This window comes from Pseudomonas sp. SJZ074, from assembly GCF_007828215.1.
Classification (GTDB): Bacteria; Pseudomonadota; Gammaproteobacteria; order Pseudomonadales; family Pseudomonadaceae; genus Aquipseudomonas.
Genome location: NZ_VIUE01000019.1, coordinates 17,035 through 35,239 on the forward strand (window position 1 = coordinate 17,035; position 18,205 = coordinate 35,239).

Sequence of the window (18,205 nt, forward strand, 5' to 3'; positions counted from 1 at the left end):
TATTGTTCTCGATGCTGCGGCCAGCCGTCAGTCGACGGCTTCTGCCATGCGTTGCCACAATGCGTAGTACACCCGTCCGGATTTCTGCTCGCGATGCAAGCGCCAATTGCCCGGCAAGCCGAGGATCGATGGAGCGGTTTCACTTTCAGTGTAGACCCAGGCATCCTCGGCCAGCCACTGGCGTTCCTCGAGCAGCGCGCAGACCGTCGGCAACAGGTTCTGGTTGAACGGTGGGTCGAGAAACACCAGGTCGAAAGGGCTGGCCGGTTGACTGTCCAGATAGCGCAAGGCGTCGGCGGTCTGCACCTGGCCGACCGTGCAACGCAGGGTGCCCAGGTGTTCTTTCAGGCTGGAGACCGCCAGGCTGTTGGCGTCCAGTGCCTGGCCCATGGCGGCGCCACGGGACAGCGCTTCGAGAAACAGCGCGCCGCTGCCGGCAAACGGGTCGAGCACCCGGGCGCCGGCCACGTAGGGGGCGAGCCAGTTGAACAGGGTCTCACGCACCCGATCCGGTGTCGGGCGCAAGCCCGGGGCGTCGGGGAAGCTCAGGCGCCGGCTGCGCCATTCGCCGCCAATGATACGCAGCTGGTTGATGCCGTTGTGAGTGGGTTTCTTGCTGGAATTCGGTGGACGGGCCATTAGTGCTCCGGAACCCCGAGCGGTTGCTCGGCAGGTTTGTCAGTGGGGGCCGGCAACGGCTTTTGCGGCACGGTCGGGCCGGCCGTGACGATGACCATCTTGTCTATGCTCAGGTGTTTGTTCAGGGCGGCCTTGACCTGATCTACCGTCAACGCCTGGGACTGACGCATGAAGTCCTCCAGGTAGCTCAGCGGCAGGTCGTAGAAGCCCATGGCTCCGAGTTGGCCGACAATGTCGGCGTTGCTCGCGGTCGACAGGGGGAAACTGCCGGCCAGCTCACGCTTGGCGTCATCGAGTTCTTTCTGGGTCGGACCGTTCTGCAGGTACTCGGCGAACACATCCTGCACCAGCTTGAGAGTGCCTTCGCTCATTTCGGCGCGGGTCTGCAGATTGATCATGAACGGGCCACGGGCCTGCATCGGCGTGAAGCCGGAGTACACGCCGTAGGTCAGGCCGCGCTTTTCCCGCACTTCGGTCATCAAGCGCGTGCCGAAACCACCGCCGCCGAGGATCTGGTTGCCCAGGGACACGGCCGCAAAGTCCGGGTCATCCCTGTCGATGCCCAGTTGTGCGAGCATCAGGTTGGTCTGTTTGGACGGAAACTCGATGTGGCTGACGCTCGCCTTCGGTTCGACGGGCGAGGGTGTTTTTGCCAGGGCCGGACCTTTGGGCAGTGCGGCGGACATCTGGTTGGCAATCGCCTCGGCCTCGGCGCGAGACAGGTCTCCCACCATCGCAATCACCGCGTTGCCGGCGGCGTAGGCCTTGGCGTGAAAGGCCCGGGCCTGGGCCAAGGTAATCGGCGGAATGCTTTGCGCGGTGCCATCACTGGAATGGGCGTAAGGATGCTCACCGTACAGGCGCTTCATCAGTTCCAGGCCCGCCAGTTTGCCGGGGTTCTGTTTCTGGTACTCGAAGCCGGCGAGCATCTGGTTCTTGATGCGGGCGAAGGAGTCGGCGGGGAAGGTCGGCTTGCCGACCACTTCGGCGAACAGCTTCAATGCCGGCTCACGCTTGTCCACCGCGCTGAGGCTGCGCAGGGAGGCCACGGCCATGTCCCGGTAGGCACCGTTGCCGAAGTCCGCGCCGAGGCTTTCGAACCCTTCTGCGATGGCACTGACATCCTTGCCGGCCACGCCTTCGTTAAGCATGGCGTTGGTCAACTGCGCCAGGCCGGGAACGTTGCCGTCCTGGCTGCTGCCGGCGGCGAAGGTCAAGCGTAAGTCGAACATCGGCAGTTCCCGAGCTTCGACGAACAGTACCTTGGCGCCGTCGGCGGTTTTCCAGGTTTGCACGTCGAGTTGACGGTGGCCGGGCGCCTTGCCGTCCAATTCCGCCAGCGATTGCAACTTGTTGCCGGACTTGGCGTTATCCAGGGCCTGGCTGGCAGTCACGTCAGTGGCAGGGGACAGGTAGAAGGCCAGGGCTGCGACCAGGGCGATGAGCACCAGGCCGATCAGCAGCGGGCGTGATGATTTGCGCTCACTCATGAGCTTTCTCCTCGGGCAGGACGTGCGCAACGCTCAGGCGCGAGCGGGTGAAATACAGCTGGGCTGCCTTCTGGATGTCTTGCGGGGTCACGCTTTGCAATTCGGCGAGTTCGGTGTCCATCAGCCTCCAGGATAACCCGACGGTCTCCAACTGGCCGATAGCGGTGGCCTGGCTGGTGATCGAGTCGCGCTCGTAGACCAGGCCGGCGATTACCTGGGCACGGACGCGCTCCAGCTCCTCGGCAGTCGGGGCGGTGGTTTTCAATTGCTCCAGCAAGCGCCAAAGGCCGGCTTCGGCCTGGGCCATGGTCTTGTTCTTCTGGGTATTGGGCGCCGCCGACAGGGTGAACAGTGTGTCGCCGCGGGTGTAGGCGTCGTAGCTCGATGAGCCGCCGGACACCAGCTCTTCGCCGCGCTCCAGCTGGGTCGGAATCCGGCCGCTGTAGCCGCCATCCAGCAGGGCCGAGATCAGCCGCAGGGCGTTGACCGAGCGCTTATCGGTCGCGGTGGCGATGCTCGGCACGTTGAAGGCCAGCATCAGGCTGGGCAGTTGGGTCTGCACATGCAGGGTGATCTGGCGCTCGCCGGGTTCGGCCAATTCCAGGGGGATTTTCGCCGTCGGCACGGCACGCCGGGCAATCGGGCCGAAATAACGCTGGGCGAGGGTCTTGACCTCGTCCGGTGTCACGTCGCCGACCACCACCAGGGTGGCATTGTTCGGCGCGTACCAGGATTCGTACCAGTGGCGCAGTTCCTGGACGGTCATGCGGTCCAGGTCGGCCATCCAGCCGATGGTTGGCGTGTGATAGCCGCTGGCCGGATAAGCCATGGCCTTGAAGCGCTCGAAGGCCTTGGACATCGGCTTGTCGTCGGTGCGCATTCGGCGCTCTTCCTTGATGACTTCGATCTCGCGACTGAACTCTTCAGGCGGCAGGCGCAGGCTGGCCATGCGGTCGGCTTCCAGCTCGAAGGCCACGCCCAGGCGATCCCGGGCCAGTACCTGGTAATAAGCCGTGAAGTCATCGCTGGTGAAGGCGTTTTCCTCGGCACCCAGGTCCCGCAGGATCAGCGATGCTTCGCCGGGGCCGACTTTTTCGCTGCCCTTGAACATCATGTGTTCCAAGGCGTGGGACAAACCGGTCTGGCCCGGTGTTTCATAACTGGAGCCGACCTTGTACCAGACCTGGGAAACCACCACCGGGGCACGATGATCTTCGCGCACCACGACCTTCAGGCCGTTATCGAGGGTGAATTCATGGGTGGGTTGTGGATCGGCAGCCAGGGCTGAAAGGGGCAGACAAACTGTGCTGAACAGCAGGCCTGCAACGCGGCGGGCAAGAGCATTCATTCGTGTTTAAACCTGTTGGGCTGCCCGCTAGGTCTTAGCGTCGGCGGGCGAGAGGGTGCTAGGATACTGATCCGTTTTACTGGCGGCCACGCCTATCGGGCCTTTTATCGGCCCGGGGTTGTCCGGGTTATGCGCAGAAGCGTCGGTTTTTTCCGTGGATCCCTGCGTTTTCGCCGACGATGCCTTGCCAGTCCTTCGAAAAAATCGACGATGAGGTGTCCTTGGGACATTTCGACAATCTGTTGCGCGTGAACAAGCTGGATGAAACGCAGTCTGTTCAGCATCGAATATTCATCACCGAGGCGCCCTCGTGGCGCGTCGCTACCGTGAGATAGCCGTCCTCCATGTTTGGTTCCAACGACGACAAGAAGACCCCAGCTGAAGCTGGCGAAAAAAAAGGCCTGTTCGGATGGCTGCGCAAGAAGCCGCAGGAAACCGTCGTCGAACAGCCGCAACCGCTGCCCGAGCCTGCCGCTGAATCTGCGGCAGAGACGGTGGCCGAAGACGCTGCACCGATCGTTCTGCCACTGGCCGAACCGGTGCTGCAACCGGCCGAGCCTGAGCCCGCGGCACCGGCGGTCGAGCTGCCGTTGACGCCTCCCGTCGGGCAGAGCCCCTGGCCGACCCTGCCGGTGGCGGAAGAGCCGGTGGCATTGGTCGAGGACGCACTGGCTCCCCATGTCACGCCGCCGATCCCAGCCCCGCCACAACCGGTTGCGGAGCCTGTCGTCGAGGCGCCGCCAGTCGTGGTTGATACACCGCCTGTCGTCGAGCCCGCACCTTCCTCCGAACCCGGCAAGGTCGGTTTTTTCGCCCGCCTCAAGCAAGGCCTGTCCAAGACCAGCGCCAGCATTGGCGAGGGCATGGCCAGCCTGTTCCTGGGCAAGAAAGTCATCGACGACGAATTGCTGGATGACCTCGAGACCCGCCTGCTGACCGCCGATGTCGGCGTCGAGGCAACGTCGGTGATCATCCAGAGCCTGACCCAGAAGGTCGCGCGCAAACAGTTGACCGATGCCGACGCGCTGTACAAATCCTTGCAAGCCGAACTGGGCAACCTGCTCAAGCCGGTGGAGCAGCCGCTGGTGATCGCTTCGCAAAACAAGCCGTTCGTGATCCTGGTGGTCGGCGTCAATGGCGCCGGCAAGACCACCACCATCGGCAAGCTGGCGAAGAAACTGCAACTTGAAGGCAAGAAGGTCATGCTGGCCGCCGGCGATACTTTCCGCGCCGCTGCCGTGGAGCAGTTGCAAGTATGGGGCGAGCGCAACAAGATCCCGGTGATCGCTCAGCACACCGGCGCCGATTCCGCTTCGGTGATCTTCGACGCCGTGCAAGCCGCCAAGGCCCGTGGCATTGACGTGCTGATCGCCGATACGGCCGGTCGCCTGCACACCAAAGACAACCTGATGGAAGAGTTGAAGAAGGTTCGCCGGGTAATCGGCAAGCTCGATGCCGACGCGCCCCACGAAGTGCTGCTGGTGCTGGACGCCGGTACCGGCCAGAACGCCATCAACCAGGCCAAGCAATTCAACCAGACCGTCGAACTGACCGGGCTGGCGCTGACCAAGCTCGATGGTACCGCCAAGGGCGGGGTGATCTTCGCCCTGGCCAAGCAGTTCGGCCTACCCATCCGCTACATCGGCGTGGGCGAAGGCATCGACGACCTGCGTACCTTCGAGGCCGAGCCCTTTGTCCAGGCACTGTTTGCCGAGCGGGAGCATTCATGATTCGTTTCGAACAGGTCGGTAAGCGCTATCCGAACGGTCACGTCGGCCTGCATGAGCTGAGCTTTCGGGTGCGTCGGGGTGAGTTTCTGTTTGTCACCGGCCATTCCGGCGCCGGTAAAAGCACATTGCTGCGCCTGCTGCTGGCGATGGAGCGGCCCACCACCGGCAAGTTGCTGCTGGCCGGCCAGGACTTGAGCACCATCAGTAATGCCCAGATTCCCTACCTGCGGCGGCAGATCGGCGTGGTGTTCCAGAATCATCAGTTGCTGTTCGATCGCACCGTGTTCAACAACGTGGCGTTGCCCTTGCAGATCCTTGGCTTGTCCAAGGCCGAGATCAACAAGCGAGTGGATTCGGCCCTGGAGCGGGTGGCCCTGTCGGACAAGACCGACCTGTACCCGGGCGACCTGTCCACCGGCCAGCAACAGCGCGTCGGCATCGCCCGCGCCATCGTTCACCGTCCGGCCTTGCTGCTGGCGGACGAACCCACCGGTAACCTCGACCCGCGTCTGGCGGCGGAAATCATGGGCGTATTCGAAGACATCAACCGTTTGGGCACCAGCGTGCTGATCGCCAGTCACGACCTGGCCCTGATCGCACGCATGCGCCACCGCATGCTCACGCTGCAGCGCGGTCGTCTGATCGGTGACGGGGAGGCTGGCGTATGAGCGCAACCCGCAGCCCGAAAGTGGCCGAGCGTGTGGCCCCCAAGGCCTCCGACCCGCAACCGCAAAAGAAAAAACGCGACGAGGACGACGGCCCGGACTTCAGCACGCTGCTGCATGCCTGGATCGAAAGCCATCGCGCCAGCCTGCTCGACAGCCTGCGGCGCCTGGGCAAGCAGCCGATCGGCAGTTTCTTCACCTGCATGGTCATGGCGGTCGCCCTGAGCCTGCCGATGGGGCTGTCATTACTGCTGAATAACGTGGAGCGCCTGGGAGGTTCCTGGCAGCGCGCGGCGCAGATTTCCCTGTACCTGCAATTGGAGGCGACGCCGGGCGAAGGCCAGGCATTGCGCGAGCAGATCAAAGCCATGCCGGGCGTGGCCGATGCCGAATACATCGGCCGCGATCAGGCGCTCGAAGAGTTCCAGCAGCAGTCCGGCTTGGGCGAGGCGCTCAAGGAGCTGCCGGAAAACCCATTGCCGGGCGTGGTGTTGGTGACGCCGAAGGAAGTCGACAAGCCGACTCTTGAAGCATTAAGACAAAGACTTTCCGAATTGCCAAAGGTACAACAGGCGCAACTTGATCTAGTCTGGGTCGAGCGTCTTGCGGCGATCCTCAAGCTCGGCGACCGGTTTGTCTTCGGTCTGACGGTGCTGCTGGTGTCTGCATTACTTTTGGTGATAGGCAATACCATTCGTCTTCATATTGAAAACCGCCGCACCGAGATAGAAGTGATTAAACTCGTCGGCGGTACGGACAGTTATGTGCGCAGGCCCTTCCTTTATATGGGCGCGTTGTATGGCTTCGGTGCCGGGATCCTGTCCTGGGGTGTATTGGCGTTCGGCCTGGACTGGCTGAACGATGCGGTAGTGGGGCTGGCCGGTTTGTACGGCAGTGATTTCGCGCTGGCCGGAGTGCCAGTCGCCGACGGTCTGTCGCTCTTGCTTGGCGCGGTGCTGTTGGGTTATATCGGTGCATGGATTGCGGTCGCACGCCACTTGCGTGAGCTTGCGCCAAAATAGAGTCATTTTGCGCGTATTGACCTTTCAGTTTTTGTGGGAACTTGTCCTATGGTTCCCGGTCAATTTTCGCAGTGCTGAACTGCACGAGTTATGTGAGTCGGAGGTTTTTTCGTATGACCACTTCTTTGCAACCTGCGTATGCTCTGGTCCCGGGTGCGAACCTGGAGGCCTATGTGCACACGGTGAACAGCATCCCGTTGCTGACACCGGAGCAGGAGCGTGAACTGGCCGAGAGTCTCTATTATGAGCAGGATCTTGAGGCGGCTCGGCAAATGGTGCTCGCCCACCTGCGTTTTGTCGTACATATCGCCCGCAGCTATTCCGGCTACGGGCTGGCCCAGGCCGACCTGATTCAGGAAGGCAACGTTGGCCTGATGAAGGCGGTCAAGCGCTTCAACCCGGAAATGGGTGTGCGCCTGGTATCGTTCGCGGTGCACTGGATCAAGGCGGAAATCCACGAGTTCATTCTGCGCAACTGGCGCATCGTGAAGGTGGCGACCACCAAGGCCCAGCGCAAGCTGTTCTTCAACCTGCGCAGCCAGAAGAAGCGTCTGGCCTGGCTGAACAACGAAGAAGTCCATCGGGTAGCCGAAAGCCTCGGTGTGGAGCCTCGCGAAGTCCGCGAAATGGAAAGTCGTCTGACCGGCCAGGACATGGCCTTCGACCCGGCCGCCGAAGCGGACGACGACAGCGCCTTCCAATCGCCGGCCAACTACCTGGAAGACCACCGGTATGACCCGGCGCGCCAGCTGGAAGACGCCGACTGGAGCGACAATTCCAACACCAACCTGCATGAAGCCCTGGAAGTGCTGGACGAGCGCAGTCGCGACATCCTCTACCAGCGCTGGCTGGCAGAGGAAAAGGCCACGCTGCACGACCTGGCGCAGAAGTACAACGTGTCGGCGGAGCGGATTCGCCAGCTTGAGAAAAGCGCGATGAACAAGCTCAAGCTGTCGATTGCGGCTTAACCGGTGTAACGGCAATAAAAAACGCCCCGATCAGCGATGATCGGGGCGTTTTTGTTTGTGCCCGATATTGGAAACGATGCAGCCCCCTGTGGGAGCGGGCTTGCTCGCGAAGGCGGTGTGCCAGTGGGCATCAATGTGTCTGATACAGCGCTTTCGCGAGCAAGCCCGCTCCCACAGGGATAGGCGGTGTACAGCATTCTGTGGATATCCGAGACTTCTCTGTGGGAGCGAGCCTGCTCGCGAAGGCGGTATGTCAGTTAGCATCAATGTGTCTGATACACCGCTATCGCGAGTAGGCTCCCACAGGGGGTATTACTGGGCCCAGGGCGCCCGCCGCGAGTCATTGAGTCCCAGCAGATAACTGTCGCCCCCCAATTGATTCATCTGCTGGCGTATCCAGCTTGCCCGGCGCAGTACGTACGGGCTTGGCCGGCTGGCGCTCCATTTCCTCGGGTTGGGCAGTACCGCCGCCAGCAGGCTTGCCTGCTGGCGGGACAAGGCGTCGGCGCCCACGCGGAAGTGGTGTCGTGCTGCGGCTTCGGCGCCGAACACGCCGTTATCCCATTCCACACTGTTGAGGTACACCTCAAGAATCCGTTGCTTGGGCCAAAGCACTTCGATCAGCGCGGTGAACCAGGCTTCGAAGCCCTTGCGCAGCCAGCTGCGGCCCGACCACAGGAACAGATTCTTCGAGACTTGCTGGCTGAGGGTGCTGGCGCCGCGAATCGAACCGCCGCGGCCGTTATGGGCGAATGCGGCCTGGATCGCGCCGATGTCGAAGCCCCAGTGCTCGGGGAATTTCTGGTCTTCGCCAGCAATCACCGCAACCTTGAGGCTATCGGAGATCCGATCCCAGGGTTGCCAGGTGCGTTGCAGGTCGATCGGTTCGCCGTCGACCCAGGATTCAACCTTGCGCTCAATCATCAGCGCCGTGAATGGCGGCGGCACCACACGCAATAGCAGCACTAGGACAACGCTGCCGACGGCGAACCAGAGCAGGGCTTTGAGGAATCGTCGAAACAATGTACGCAGCATAGAGATGGCTTGGCCGAACCCGTCGAGCGGGCCATTATACAGACCCTGTCCACCGAGTCTGACTGGAGTTCTCATGCTGCGTAGCTTTCTGATGCTGGCTGCCTTTTTCGGCTTCACCGGCGTGGCACTCGGAGCCTTTGCCGCTCACGGCCTGAAAAACCGCCTGAGCGCCGATTACCTGGCGATTTTCCACACCGGTGTCACCTACCAACTGGTGCACACCCTGGCCTTGCTCGGCGTTGCGCTGCTGGCCACGCACATCCCCGGCCGCATCGTCACCTGGGCCGGGATTTCGTTTGTGCTCGGCATCCTGTTGTTCTCCGGCAGCCTCTACCTGTTGACCCTCACGGGTATCAGCAAGCTTGGCATCATCACCCCGTTCGGTGGCGTAGCGTTCCTGATCGGCTGGCTCTGCCTGGGCCTCGCCGCCTGGCGCCTGCAACTTGCCGCTTGAAGCTTGTAGCTGACCAAGGGACTTGGGTCACCCAGGCTGATCGGGCTAGAATGCCAGCCCCTAAAAATGATGGCGGCATCCGGCATGCGCATTCAGTTGAACGGCGAACCCTTTGAATTGCCCGACGGTGAAACCGTTGCGGCCCTGCTGACCCGTCTGGATCTCACCGGGCGTCGCGTCGCGGTGGAACTCAATCTGGATATCGTCCCGCGCAGCCAGCATGCCGATACCGCCCTCAATGAGGGTGACCAGGTTGAAGTCGTGCACGCCATCGGCGGCGGCTAGTGGCCTGTACGGTTAATTCGAGTACTCAAACTCGAGTGTCAGGGCTTGTCAGGCAAGGCGCCATGACGAGTCGTAGCCCCGCTACGGCGAGGAGTGGCAACGCAGCCTGGCAAGTTCTGGCGCCGAAGTTGAGTGCACGAATTAGCCACACAGGCCACTAACGGTTTCGCAGCATTTCGCAAGAACCTCACCCCAACAGAGGATTTCCCATGAGCATCGTTCGTAGCGACAAGCCCTTCGTCCTGGCCGGTCGTACCTACCAGTCGCGCTTGCTGGTAGGTACCGGCAAGTACCGCGACATGGAAGAAACCCGCCTGGCCATCGAGGCTTCGGGCGCCGAGATCGTCACCGTCGCGGTGCGCCGGACCAACATCGGCCAGAACCCGGGCGAACCGAACCTGCTGGATATCCTGCCGCCGGATCGCTACACCATCCTGCCGAATACCGCCGGTTGCTTCGACGCCATCGAGGCCGTGCGCACCTGTCGCCTGGCCCGTGAGCTGCTCGATGGCCACAACCTGGTGAAGCTGGAAGTGCTGGCGGACCAGAAAACCCTGTTTCCCAACGTGATCGAAACCCTCAAGGCCGCTGAAACCCTGGTCAAGGAAGGTTTCGACGTCATGGTATATACCAGCGACGATCCGATCATCGCCCGGCAACTGGCGGAAATCGGCTGCATCGCGGTCATGCCGCTGGCCGGCCTGATCGGTACGGGCCTGGGGATCTGTAACCCGTACAACCTACAGATCATTCTTGAAGAAGCCAAAATCCCGGTACTGGTGGATGCCGGCGTCGGTACCGCCTCCGACGCCACCATTGCCATGGAGCTGGGCTGCGAAGCGGTGCTGATGAACTCCGCCATCGCCCACGCCCAGCAGCCGATCCTGATGGCCGAAGCGATGAAACACGCCATTGTCGCCGGGCGCCTGGCCTACCTCGCCGGGCGCATGCCGAAAAAACTTTACGCCAGCGCCTCCTCGCCGCTGGATGGTCTGATCAAGTAAGAGCCATTGATGATTGAATCGAACGACACGCCTGTCCAGCCGGACGAAGGCGAAGAGCGCCAGCATCGCCGCATCAAGAGTTTCGTGATGCGCGCCGGGCGCATGACCGAAGGCCAGCAGCGCGGCCTGGAGCAGGGCGCCCCTCTGTTCGTCCTGCCCTTGGCCGATGCGCCGGTGGACTTCGACCAGGTATTTGGCCGCTCGGCCCCGCGCTCTCTGGAAATCGGTTTCGGCATGGGTCATTCGCTGCTGGAAATGGCCGCGGCTGCGCCGGAGCAGGATTTCATCGGCGTGGAAGTGCACCGTCCCGGCGTCGGCGCGTTGCTCAATGGCGTCCTGACCCAAGGGCTGACCAACCTGCGGGTCTACGATTGCGACGCCATCGAAGTGCTCAACCGATGCGTGGCCGACAACAGCCTGGACCGGCTGATGCTGTTCTTCCCGGACCCATGGCACAAGAGTCGTCATCACAAGCGCCGTATCGTCCAGGCTTCGTTCGCCGAGCTGGTGCGCAGCAAGTTGAAGGTCGGCGGTGTGCTGCATATGGCCACCGATTGGGAGCCCTATGCCGAATACATGCTGGAAGTGATGAACGTCGCCCCTGGCTATCGCAACCTCGCCGAAGACAGCAAATACGTACCACGCCCGGCCGAACGGCCGATCACCAAGTTCGAGCGCCGTGGCGAACGGCTGGGGCATGGGGTTTGGGATTTGAAGTTCGAGAAGTTGGCGTAAGTACCAGTAGATCCTGTTGAAATGGGATCCCCTGTGGGAGCGAGCCTGCTCGCGATGACGGCCTGACAGTCAACATTGATGTTGGATGTTAAGGCCTCATCGCGAGCAGGCTCGCTCCCACAGTTGTTTCAGGGCGCTGCGAAGGTCAGCGCCGATCCGCCACCACGCCAATCAACACCAACACCACCAACAGCACCGGTGCCAGGCTGTAATTGTTGAACTGGCTCAGCCCGCGCACCACCCAGGGCGTGGCGTAGATCAGCGCCGCGCCGCTGCCGATCATGCACAGCAAGGCGATCAGCGGGACGCGCAACGCGCCGGCGATACTGCCCAGGCGTTGTTCGACCCAGGCCTTGATGTCTGCGCCGAACAGCACCAGCAGGCAGCCGACCAGTGCCAGGGAGATTTCTGACAGGTTACTGCGGCTCCAGCGGGACACGGTGGCGAGCAGGTCGAGTACCAGATCCATTCGATTTCCTTGTGTTGATCAGCTCAGAAATTTCTGCAGCAAGTCATTGAGAAACAGCTGGCCGCGCTCGGTGGCCGCCAGACGTGACGGTTCGACCTGCAACAACCCGCTTTGTTCGGCTTCGCGGCGACCTTCGGCCAGGCTTTGCAGGGGCAGGCCGGTGCGTTCCGGGTATAGCCGCGCTTGCACCCCGTCGGTCAGGCGCAGGGCGTTCATCAGGAATTCGAAGGGCAGTTCGTCGTTGGCCAGGGTTTTCTCGCCGGCCAGGAAGCGCTTGGCCGGGTTGAGGTAGTCCTTGGGCAGGCGGGTCTTCCAGGTGCGCACGATGCGCCCGTCTGGATGGCTGAGCTTGCCATGGGCACCGGCACCGATGCCGATGAAGTCGCCGAAGCTCCAGTAATTGAGGTTATGCTGCGCCGCTCGACCCGGTTGGGCGTAGGCCGATACTTCGTATTGGGCGTAACCATGTTCGGCCAGCAGCGCTTGTCCGGCTTCCTGGATGTCCCACAACGTATCGTCTTCCGGCAACGTTGGCGGCTGGTTCCAGAACACCGTGTTGGGCTCCAGCGTCAGCTGATACCAGGAGAGATGGGTCGGCTTCAAGGCGATGGCCTGGCGCAGGTCGCTCAAGGCGTCCTCAAGGGACTGGTCAGGCAGGCCATGCATCAGGTCCAGGTTGAAATTATCGAACCCGGCCTGGCGCGCCATGCCGGCGGCGCGCACCGCTTCGTCACCGTTATGGATCCGGCCCAGGGCTTGGAGCTTGGCCTGCTGGAAGCTCTGGATACCAATGGACAGGCGATTGATGCCCAAGGCCCGGTAAGCCACGAATTTCTCTTGCTCGAAGGTACCCGGGTTGGCTTCCAGGGTGATTTCGATGTCGTCTGCGAAGGCTATCCGCGCCTCGACGCCCTGGAGCAGCCGGCCCAAGGCCTGGGCACTGAACAGGCTGGGGGTACCGCCGCCGAAGAAAATCGAACTCAGTTTACGACCATATACGCTGTGCAGATCCTGGTCGAGATCGGCCAGCAAGGCGTCGACGTACTCTTCTTCTGGCAACTGAGGGCTGGCGGTGTGGGAGTTGAAGTCGCAATACGGGCATTTGCGTACGCACCACGGAATGTGGACATACAACGCCAGGGGCGGCAACACTGGCAGCGGTGCCCGAGGCGTGTGTGCGCCGCCATGAATCAGCGGCGCGGGAGAGTCATTGTTCATTGCAGGCCCAGGCGCTGACGCAGCAGGGCCATGGCGCGGGCGCGGTGGCTCAGTTGGTTCTTTTCCACCGGGCCCAGCTCGGCGCTGGAACAGTTGCGCTCCGGCACCCAGAACAGCGGGTCGTAGCCGAAGCCGTGCTCGCCGCTGGCCTCGGTGAGAATACGCCCATGCCACAGGCCTTCACAGAGGATCGGCAGTGGATCGTCGGCGTGGCGCACCAAGGCCAGCACACAGACAAACTGCGCGCCGCGCTCGGCTTCGGGCACGTCCTTGAGGGCGTCGAGCAGCTTGGCGTTGTTCGCCGCGTCACCCTTGCCGTCGGCATAACGAGCCGAGTAGATACCCGGAGCGCCGCCGAGGAAATCCACCGCCAGTCCCGAGTCGTCCGCCAGCGCCGGCAGGCCGGAGATGCGTGCGGCGTTGCGGGCCTTGAGGATCGCGTTCTCGACGAACGACAGGCCGGTTTCTTCCGGTTCCACCTGGCTGAATTCGCCAATCGAGCGCAACTGCACCGACCCGCCGAGCATGGCCTGGAGTTCCTTGAGTTTGCCGGCGTTATGGCTGGCGAGTACGAGTTGGGTGAGGTTCATCATTCGCCGGGGAACAGTTCCTGGTTGAAATTGAAGGTATTGATCTTGTCGCCGGTCTGCACCTTGATCTCGAAGGTGCGGACTTCCCGCTGGTTCACCGGATACTGGGCGATGTAATAGATCGCACCTTGCTCGGTCACCTGCTTGAACTTCAGCGGGACGCTGCTGCTGGTGAGGTCTTTGACCGAGCCGCTGACCTGGGCCGACAAAGGCTTGCCACTCTTGAGCACCGAGATGTTGATGATGCCCTGGTTCTTGCTGCGGATCAGCTCGGCAGCCTTGGCGATATCCGGCGTCAGGAAGGTCGAGTTGAATGTGTTGTAGTGCACCGTGACGTCACCGAACACTTCCTTGCGGTCCGGCCTGATGGCATCGGCTGCCATGACGCCGATGCTCAGGCAGGCGGTAATGAGAAACAACGCTAGACGTTTCATGTCGTGCTCCTGATTAGGCAGGGATTACACCGCGACCTGGTGGTCAGCGAGACCTGGGCTGCTGACCCGATAAATGCCTATCTCACCTAACAGATTAGGCCATAGCTTGCTGGCCCACCCGTGGCGGTGCTGCTGGTCCACCGCCAGGCGATCGATGACCTTGGCCTGGCGTTCGCGGCACAACGCTTCGAAGTCCGCGAAGGTGCAGAAGTGGATGTTCGGTGTGTTGTACCAGGTGTAGGGCAGGAACTCCGATACCGGCATGCGACCTTTGCTCGCCAGGTACCAGCGGCAGCGCCAGTGCCCGAAGTTGGGGAAGGTAATGATGCACTGGCGTCCGACCCGGAGCATTTCGTCGAGGATCCTGTCGGGGTAGTGCACCGCTTGCAGGGCCTGGGTCATGACCACGATGTCGAAGCTGTTGCTGGCGAAGTTGCCCAGGCCCTTGTCCAGGTCCTGTTCGATGACGTTGATGCCCTTGGCGACGCACTCGGCGATGTTGTCCGGGTCGTTTTCCAGGCCGTAGCCGGTGACTTGCTTGTGGTCCCGCAGCCAGGTCAGCAGTTCGCCGTTGCCGCAGCCCAGGTCGAGCACACGGCTGCCGGCGGGGATCCATTCCTGGATGATGTCCAGATCGGCTCTCATGGCGTCCTCACAGCGTAATACGGTTCATGTAGTTGCCGAACGCCTGCAGGTAGCGCGGGATCGGAATCAGAAAGGCGTCGTGGCCCTGGGGCGCGTCGATTTCCAGGTAGCAGACGTCCTTGCGCGCGGCCATCAGCGCGTCCACCAGCTCCCGCGAGCGCGCCGGGGAGAAGCGCCAGTCGGTGGTGAACGACATCACGCAGAACTTGGCGGTGGCGCCTGCGAAGGTTTTCGCCAGGTCATCGTCGAAGCTCGCCGCCGGATCGAAATAGTCCAGGGCCTTGGTCATCAGCAGGTAGGTGTTGGCGTCGAAGCGCCCGGAGAACTCCTCGCCCTGGTAACGCAGGTAGCTTTCCACCTGGAACTCGACGCTGTGGAAGTCATAGTTGAGCTTTTCGCTCTTGAGGCCACGGCCGAATTTCTCGCCCATGGAGTCGTCGGACAGGTAGGTGATATGCCCGACCATCCGCGCCAGCATCAGCCCGCGCTTAGGGATCACGCCGTGCTCCTGGAACGAACCACCGTGGAATTCCGGGTCGGTGAGGATCGCCTGGCGCGCCACTTCGTTGAAGGCGATGTTCTGCGCCGACAGCTTGGGGGCCGAGGCGATTGCCAGGCAGTGGCGCACGCGGTCCGGGTAGGTGATGGTCCATTGCAGGGCCTGCATGCCCCCCAGGCTGCCGCCGATCACGGCGGCCCACTGGGCGATCCCGAGACGGTCGGCCAGGCGGGCCTGGCTGTGGACCCAGTCTTCCACGGTCAGCACCGGGAAATCGGCGCCGAAGGGCTTGCCGGTATCCGGGTTGAGGCTGCTGGGGCCGGTGGAGCCGTTGCAGCCGCCGAGGTTGTTCAGGCTGACCACGAAGAACCGGTTGGTGTCGATCGGCTTGCCGGGGCCAATGCAACTGTCCCACCAGCCGGGCTTGCGGTCGTCGATGCTGTGGTAGCCGGCGGCATGGTGATGCCCCGACAAGGCGTGGCAGATGAGCACGGCATTGCTCGCCGTGGCGTTGAGCGTGCCATAGGTTTCGTAGATCAGGTCATAGGCTGGCAACGAACGACCGCAGGCCAGGGCCAGGGGCTCGCTGAAATGCGCCATTTGCGGCGTCACCAGACCAACGGAATCGGGGGGAAAGGCAGCTGGCATCGACCCTGCTCTCGTTGAAATGAGGCGTAAGTCTAAAGACCGCTGGGGTTAGCGGCAAGCAAAGGCGCGGGGGGATTTCTTGCAAGGGTATTTATCTGTGGCGAGGGGATTTATCCCCTCGCCACAAGGTATGTTCGCCTCGTCAGATCAGGACGCGCAGGATATCCGGCATCATGGTCATGGCCGCCAGGTTGTTGATCACCAGCATGTCGAGCAGCTTGAGCACCATGAACGCCAGGATCGGCGAGATATCCAGGCCGCCGAGGTTCGGCACGATGCGACGGAACGGAGCCAGGGCCGGTTCGCAGATCTGGTTCACCAGTTCGGCGCCCGGATTGTGGCTGCCCGGGGCGACCCAGGACAGAATCACACTGATGATCAGGGCGAAGAAGAAAATCTTCAGGAACAGCGCGGTCACGCCGATGATCGACCAGATCAGCAGTTGCAGCGGGTTGCCGGTGGTGCCGTAGGTCAGCAGCAGGGTCAGGGCCATCAGGGCCATTTGCACGAGGATCGCCAGTACCAGCGACGACATGTCCAGGCCGAACAGGCTCGGGATGATCCGGCGCAGGGGCTTGAGCAGCGGCTGGGTGGCCTTGACGACGAACTGGCACAGCGGGTTGTAGAAGTTGGCGCGCACCAGTTGTAGCACGAAACGCATCAGCACGATCAGCAGGTACAGGCTGCCAAGGGTTTGCAGCACGTAGACCGCAGCGGTGTTCAATCCAATCATGAATGGCTCCTTATTGGCCCAGTTGTTCGGCCATTTCGGCCGAGCGGTGCGCGGCGGCGCCGAGTGCTTTTTCCACCAGGGCTTCGAAACCCCCGGCCTGGAACGATTTGATGGCCGCTTCGGTGGTGCCGGCCGGCGAGGTCACGCGGCGGCGCAACTCAGCCGCATCGACGTCGCTGGAGGTGGCCATGTGGGCAGCGCCTAGGGCGGTCTGCAAGGTCAGCTTCGCGGCAATCTCGCGGGGCAGGCCCAGTTTTTCGCCGGCGGCGGTCATGGCTTCGATCAGCAGAAAAAAGTACGCCGGGCCTGAACCGGAAACGGCGGTGACCGCGTCCAGTTGCTGCTCGGTCTCCAACCACAGCGCCAGGCCGACGGCCGACAGCAGCTCCTCAGCCTGCTGGCGTTGTCCGGCGCTGACCTGTTGGGTGGCGAACAGGCCGCTGACGCCCTGGCGTAACAGCGCCGGGGTGTTGGGCATGCAACGCACGATGGGCTGCTCGCCGAGCCACTTGTTCATGCTGGCGCAGGTGATGCCAGCGGCAATCGACACCACCAGTTGATGGGGCTTGAGGCTTGGGCGAAGGGCTTCGCACACGGCTTTCATCGCTTGCGGCTTGACCGCCAGCACGACGACGTCGGCGCCATCGATGGCTTGTGCGTTGTCGGCAAAGGTTTCGATGCCGTGCTCGCCGCTCACCCGGGTACGGGTATCGACCCCCGGATCGCTGGCGCGGATCTGCGCAGCGTCCAGACCCTTGGCCCGCAGGCCACCGATCAGGCTGGCGGCCATGTTGCCGGCGCCGATAAAGGCAATACGCGTGTTGCTCATGACAGGTCCTTGATTGAAGAGTTGAGTCGGCATGGCTTACGGCTGGTTCCCGCTGTAGTCGCGAGCACCAAACAGGGCGGTACCGATCCTGACCCAGGTGGCCCCCTGGGCAATGGCGGATTCGAGGTCGTGGCTCATGCCCATGGACAGGGTATCCAGCGGCAGGGCCAGGCTGGCTTGCAAGCGTTGGACGGCTGCGAAGGCTGCGTCCTGAGCGGCGCGTTCTTCGGTCGGCTCGGGGATTGCCATGAGTCCGCGTAGCGTCAGGCGTGGCAACGCGCCGATTGCCTCGGCCAGGGCCGGCAGATCTTCCGGGGTACAACCGGATTTGCTGGCTTCCCCACTGACGTTGACTTGAATGCAGATGTTCAGCGGCAGCAAGCCGTCCGGACGCTGTTCGGACAGGCGTTGGGCAATTTTCAAACGGTCCACGGAGTGCACCCAGTCGAAATGTTCAGCGATAGCGCGGGTCTTGTTCGATTGAATGGGGCCGATGAAGTGCCAGATCAAGGGCAGGTCGGTCAGTTCGGCCTGCTTGCCCAGCGCTTCCTGCAGGTAGTTCTCACCGAAGTCCCGCAGGCCCGCGGCATAGGCTTCACGCAGGGCCTGGGCGGGCTTGGTCTTGCTCACTGCCAGCAGTTGCACGCTGTCTACGGCGCGGTGGGCGGCTTGCTCCGCAGCGCGGATGCGCGATCTAACCTGAGCGATGTTGTCTGCTATCGTGGACATAAAGAAGCGCCAGCGGTCTGAGGTTCGCGGCATTCT

General features: G+C 62.4%; 21 protein-coding genes. 8 read left to right on the plus strand and 13 right to left on the minus strand.

The genetic code is table 11. The features are described 5' to 3' along the window. Window positions 1-27: 27 nt before the first annotated feature. The 3 genes from rsmD to FBX99_RS18880 are packed head-to-tail and all read right to left on the minus strand — an operon-like array spanning window position 28 to window position 3,477. Entirely contained in the window at window positions 28-639 is a 612-nt protein-coding gene (rsmD, locus tag FBX99_RS18870) for a 16S rRNA (guanine(966)-N(2))-methyltransferase RsmD (protein ID WP_144926145.1), read from the minus strand. Then, window positions 639-2,129 carry a pitrilysin family protein gene (locus FBX99_RS18875; RefSeq protein ID WP_144926148.1) on the minus strand — a complete coding sequence of 497 codons (1,491 nt, stop codon included), beginning with the start codon at window positions 2,127-2,129 and terminating at the stop codon, window positions 639-641. The genes rsmD and FBX99_RS18875 overlap by 1 nt, the downstream gene beginning before the upstream one ends. After that, window positions 2,122-3,477, minus strand: coding sequence for a pitrilysin family protein (locus FBX99_RS18880; RefSeq protein ID WP_145132540.1), 1,356 nt, complete (start codon window positions 3,475-3,477; stop codon window positions 2,122-2,124). The genes FBX99_RS18875 and FBX99_RS18880 overlap by 8 nt, the downstream gene beginning before the upstream one ends. 344 nt (window positions 3,478-3,821) lie before the next feature. Between FBX99_RS18880 and ftsY the strand changes: the two genes are divergently transcribed. The 4 genes from ftsY (at window position 3,822) to rpoH (ending at window position 7,862) form a co-directional block, all read left to right on the plus strand. Continuing rightward, window positions 3,822-5,207 carry a signal recognition particle-docking protein FtsY gene (gene ftsY / locus FBX99_RS18885; RefSeq protein ID WP_144926155.1) on the plus strand — a complete coding sequence of 462 codons (1,386 nt, stop codon included), beginning with the start codon at window positions 3,822-3,824 and terminating at the stop codon, window positions 5,205-5,207. Then, entirely contained in the window at window positions 5,204-5,875 is a 672-nt protein-coding gene (gene ftsE / locus FBX99_RS18890) for a cell division ATP-binding protein FtsE (RefSeq protein ID WP_024778908.1), read from the plus strand. The genes ftsY and ftsE overlap by 4 nt, the downstream gene beginning before the upstream one ends. Beyond that, complete coding sequence (gene ftsX, locus FBX99_RS18895) at window positions 5,872-6,894, plus strand: permease-like cell division protein FtsX (protein WP_144926159.1); 1,023 nt, start codon at window positions 5,872-5,874, stop codon at window positions 6,892-6,894. Before ftsE ends, ftsX begins: the two co-directional genes overlap by 4 nt. Before the next feature lie 113 nt (window positions 6,895-7,007). After that, window positions 7,008-7,862 (plus strand): RNA polymerase sigma factor RpoH, encoded by an 855-nt coding sequence (gene rpoH, locus FBX99_RS18900; protein WP_024778906.1) that lies wholly within the window; start codon window positions 7,008-7,010, stop codon window positions 7,860-7,862. A 312-nt stretch (window positions 7,863-8,174) separates the two neighbouring features. Here rpoH and mtgA read toward each other — a convergent pair whose 3' ends face one another. After that, the gene (mtgA, locus tag FBX99_RS18905; RefSeq protein ID WP_144926162.1) at window positions 8,175-8,897 is read right to left on the minus strand and encodes a monofunctional biosynthetic peptidoglycan transglycosylase; all 723 of its coding nucleotides are present in this window, start codon (window positions 8,895-8,897) and stop codon (window positions 8,175-8,177) included. A 73-nt stretch (window positions 8,898-8,970) separates the two neighbouring features. On the opposite strand from mtgA, the gene FBX99_RS18910 reads away from it, so the two are divergent. From FBX99_RS18910 to trmB, 4 genes are all read left to right on the plus strand, one after another. Continuing rightward, window positions 8,971-9,351, plus strand: a complete 381-nt coding sequence (locus tag FBX99_RS18910) for a DUF423 domain-containing protein (RefSeq protein WP_144926165.1) — start codon at window positions 8,971-8,973, stop codon at window positions 9,349-9,351. Between the two features lie 84 nt (window positions 9,352-9,435). Continuing rightward, complete coding sequence (thiS, locus tag FBX99_RS18915; protein ID WP_024778903.1) at window positions 9,436-9,636, plus strand: sulfur carrier protein ThiS; 201 nt, start codon at window positions 9,436-9,438, stop codon at window positions 9,634-9,636. A gap of 209 nt (window positions 9,637-9,845) precedes the next feature. Next, on the plus strand, window positions 9,846-10,640 hold the full coding sequence (locus tag FBX99_RS18920; RefSeq protein WP_003177480.1) for a thiazole synthase: 795 nt from the start codon (window positions 9,846-9,848) through the stop codon (window positions 10,638-10,640). 9 nt (window positions 10,641-10,649) lie between these two features. Continuing rightward, window positions 10,650-11,375 carry a tRNA (guanosine(46)-N7)-methyltransferase TrmB gene (gene trmB / locus FBX99_RS18925; protein ID WP_144926168.1) on the plus strand — a complete coding sequence of 242 codons (726 nt, stop codon included), beginning with the start codon at window positions 10,650-10,652 and terminating at the stop codon, window positions 11,373-11,375. A gap of 145 nt (window positions 11,376-11,520) precedes the next feature. On the opposite strand, the gene FBX99_RS18930 is transcribed toward trmB, so the two are convergent. The 9 genes from FBX99_RS18930 to FBX99_RS18970 form a co-directional block, all read right to left on the minus strand. Further along, window positions 11,521-11,844, minus strand: coding sequence for a DUF3392 domain-containing protein (locus FBX99_RS18930; protein WP_024778900.1), 324 nt, complete (start codon window positions 11,842-11,844; stop codon window positions 11,521-11,523). Between the two features lie 18 nt (window positions 11,845-11,862). After that, a complete protein-coding gene (gene hemW, locus FBX99_RS18935) occupies window positions 11,863-13,062 on the minus strand; it encodes a radical SAM family heme chaperone HemW (protein WP_144926171.1) in 1,200 nt (399 codons plus the stop codon). After that, window positions 13,059-13,655: an RdgB/HAM1 family non-canonical purine NTP pyrophosphatase gene (gene rdgB / locus FBX99_RS18940; protein ID WP_092474680.1), complete on the minus strand. Its 597-nt coding sequence runs from the start codon at window positions 13,653-13,655 to the stop codon at window positions 13,059-13,061. Before rdgB ends, hemW begins: the two co-directional genes overlap by 4 nt. Further along, on the minus strand, window positions 13,652-14,086 hold the full coding sequence (locus FBX99_RS18945; protein WP_144926177.1) for a DUF4426 domain-containing protein: 435 nt from the start codon (window positions 14,084-14,086) through the stop codon (window positions 13,652-13,654). Before FBX99_RS18945 ends, rdgB begins: the two co-directional genes overlap by 4 nt. A gap of 24 nt (window positions 14,087-14,110) precedes the next feature. Beyond that, window positions 14,111-14,731 carry a methionine biosynthesis protein MetW gene (gene metW / locus FBX99_RS18950; RefSeq protein ID WP_145132542.1) on the minus strand — a complete coding sequence of 207 codons (621 nt, stop codon included), beginning with the start codon at window positions 14,729-14,731 and terminating at the stop codon, window positions 14,111-14,113. Window positions 14,732-14,738: 7 nt separating this feature from the next. Then, window positions 14,739-15,878 carry a homoserine O-acetyltransferase gene (locus tag FBX99_RS18955; protein WP_144926182.1) on the minus strand — a complete coding sequence of 380 codons (1,140 nt, stop codon included), beginning with the start codon at window positions 15,876-15,878 and terminating at the stop codon, window positions 14,739-14,741. Window positions 15,879-16,020: 142 nt separating this feature from the next. After that, on the minus strand, window positions 16,021-16,611 hold the full coding sequence (locus FBX99_RS18960; protein WP_041023978.1) for a YggT family protein: 591 nt from the start codon (window positions 16,609-16,611) through the stop codon (window positions 16,021-16,023). 10 nt (window positions 16,612-16,621) lie between these two features. Continuing rightward, on the minus strand, window positions 16,622-17,440 hold the full coding sequence (proC, locus tag FBX99_RS18965; RefSeq protein ID WP_144926184.1) for a pyrroline-5-carboxylate reductase: 819 nt from the start codon (window positions 17,438-17,440) through the stop codon (window positions 16,622-16,624). 36 nt (window positions 17,441-17,476) lie between these two features. After that, complete coding sequence (locus FBX99_RS18970) at window positions 17,477-18,169, minus strand: YggS family pyridoxal phosphate-dependent enzyme (RefSeq protein WP_144926187.1); 693 nt, start codon at window positions 18,167-18,169, stop codon at window positions 17,477-17,479. Between the last annotated feature and the right edge of the window lie 36 nt (window positions 18,170-18,205).

Bases quoted from the DNA above. Each gene is read 5' to 3' on its own strand.
- FBX99_RS18945 (WP_144926177.1), bottom strand. From the start codon at position 14,086: ATGAAACGTCTAGCGTTGTTTCTCATTACCGCCTGCCTGAGCATCGGC.
- ftsE (WP_024778908.1), top strand. From the start codon at position 5,204: ATGATTCGTTTCGAACAGGTCGGTAAGCGCTATCCGAACGGTCACGTC.
- proC (WP_144926184.1), bottom strand. From the start codon at position 17,440: ATGAGCAACACGCGTATTGCCTTTATCGGCGCCGGCAACATGGCCGCC.
- mtgA (WP_144926162.1), bottom strand. From the start codon at position 8,897: ATGCTGCGTACATTGTTTCGACGATTCCTCAAAGCCCTGCTCTGGTTC.
- hemW (WP_144926171.1), bottom strand. From the start codon at position 13,062: ATGAACAATGACTCTCCCGCGCCGCTGATTCATGGCGGCGCACACACG.
- FBX99_RS18955 (WP_144926182.1), bottom strand. From the start codon at position 15,878: ATGCCAGCTGCCTTTCCCCCCGATTCCGTTGGTCTGGTGACGCCGCAA.
- FBX99_RS18970 (WP_144926187.1), bottom strand. From the start codon at position 18,169: ATGTCCACGATAGCAGACAACATCGCTCAGGTTAGATCGCGCATCCGC.
- FBX99_RS18880 (WP_145132540.1), bottom strand. From the start codon at position 3,477: ATGAATGCTCTTGCCCGCCGCGTTGCAGGCCTGCTGTTCAGCACAGTT.
- FBX99_RS18875 (WP_144926148.1), bottom strand. From the start codon at position 2,129: ATGAGTGAGCGCAAATCATCACGCCCGCTGCTGATCGGCCTGGTGCTC.
- rdgB (WP_092474680.1), bottom strand. From the start codon at position 13,655: ATGATGAACCTCACCCAACTCGTACTCGCCAGCCATAACGCCGGCAAA.
- ftsX (WP_144926159.1), top strand. From the start codon at position 5,872: ATGAGCGCAACCCGCAGCCCGAAAGTGGCCGAGCGTGTGGCCCCCAAG.
- rpoH (WP_024778906.1), top strand. From the start codon at position 7,008: ATGACCACTTCTTTGCAACCTGCGTATGCTCTGGTCCCGGGTGCGAAC.
- FBX99_RS18930 (WP_024778900.1), bottom strand. From the start codon at position 11,844: ATGGATCTGGTACTCGACCTGCTCGCCACCGTGTCCCGCTGGAGCCGC.
- trmB (WP_144926168.1), top strand. From the start codon at position 10,650: ATGATTGAATCGAACGACACGCCTGTCCAGCCGGACGAAGGCGAAGAG.
- thiS (WP_024778903.1), top strand. From the start codon at position 9,436: ATGCGCATTCAGTTGAACGGCGAACCCTTTGAATTGCCCGACGGTGAA.
- rsmD (WP_144926145.1), bottom strand. From the start codon at position 639: ATGGCCCGTCCACCGAATTCCAGCAAGAAACCCACTCACAACGGCATC.
- FBX99_RS18920 (WP_003177480.1), top strand. From the start codon at position 9,846: ATGAGCATCGTTCGTAGCGACAAGCCCTTCGTCCTGGCCGGTCGTACC.
- FBX99_RS18960 (WP_041023978.1), bottom strand. From the start codon at position 16,611: ATGATTGGATTGAACACCGCTGCGGTCTACGTGCTGCAAACCCTTGGC.
- ftsY (WP_144926155.1), top strand. From the start codon at position 3,822: ATGTTTGGTTCCAACGACGACAAGAAGACCCCAGCTGAAGCTGGCGAA.
- FBX99_RS18910 (WP_144926165.1), top strand. From the start codon at position 8,971: ATGCTGCGTAGCTTTCTGATGCTGGCTGCCTTTTTCGGCTTCACCGGC.
- metW (WP_145132542.1), bottom strand. From the start codon at position 14,731: ATGAGAGCCGATCTGGACATCATCCAGGAATGGATCCCCGCCGGCAGC.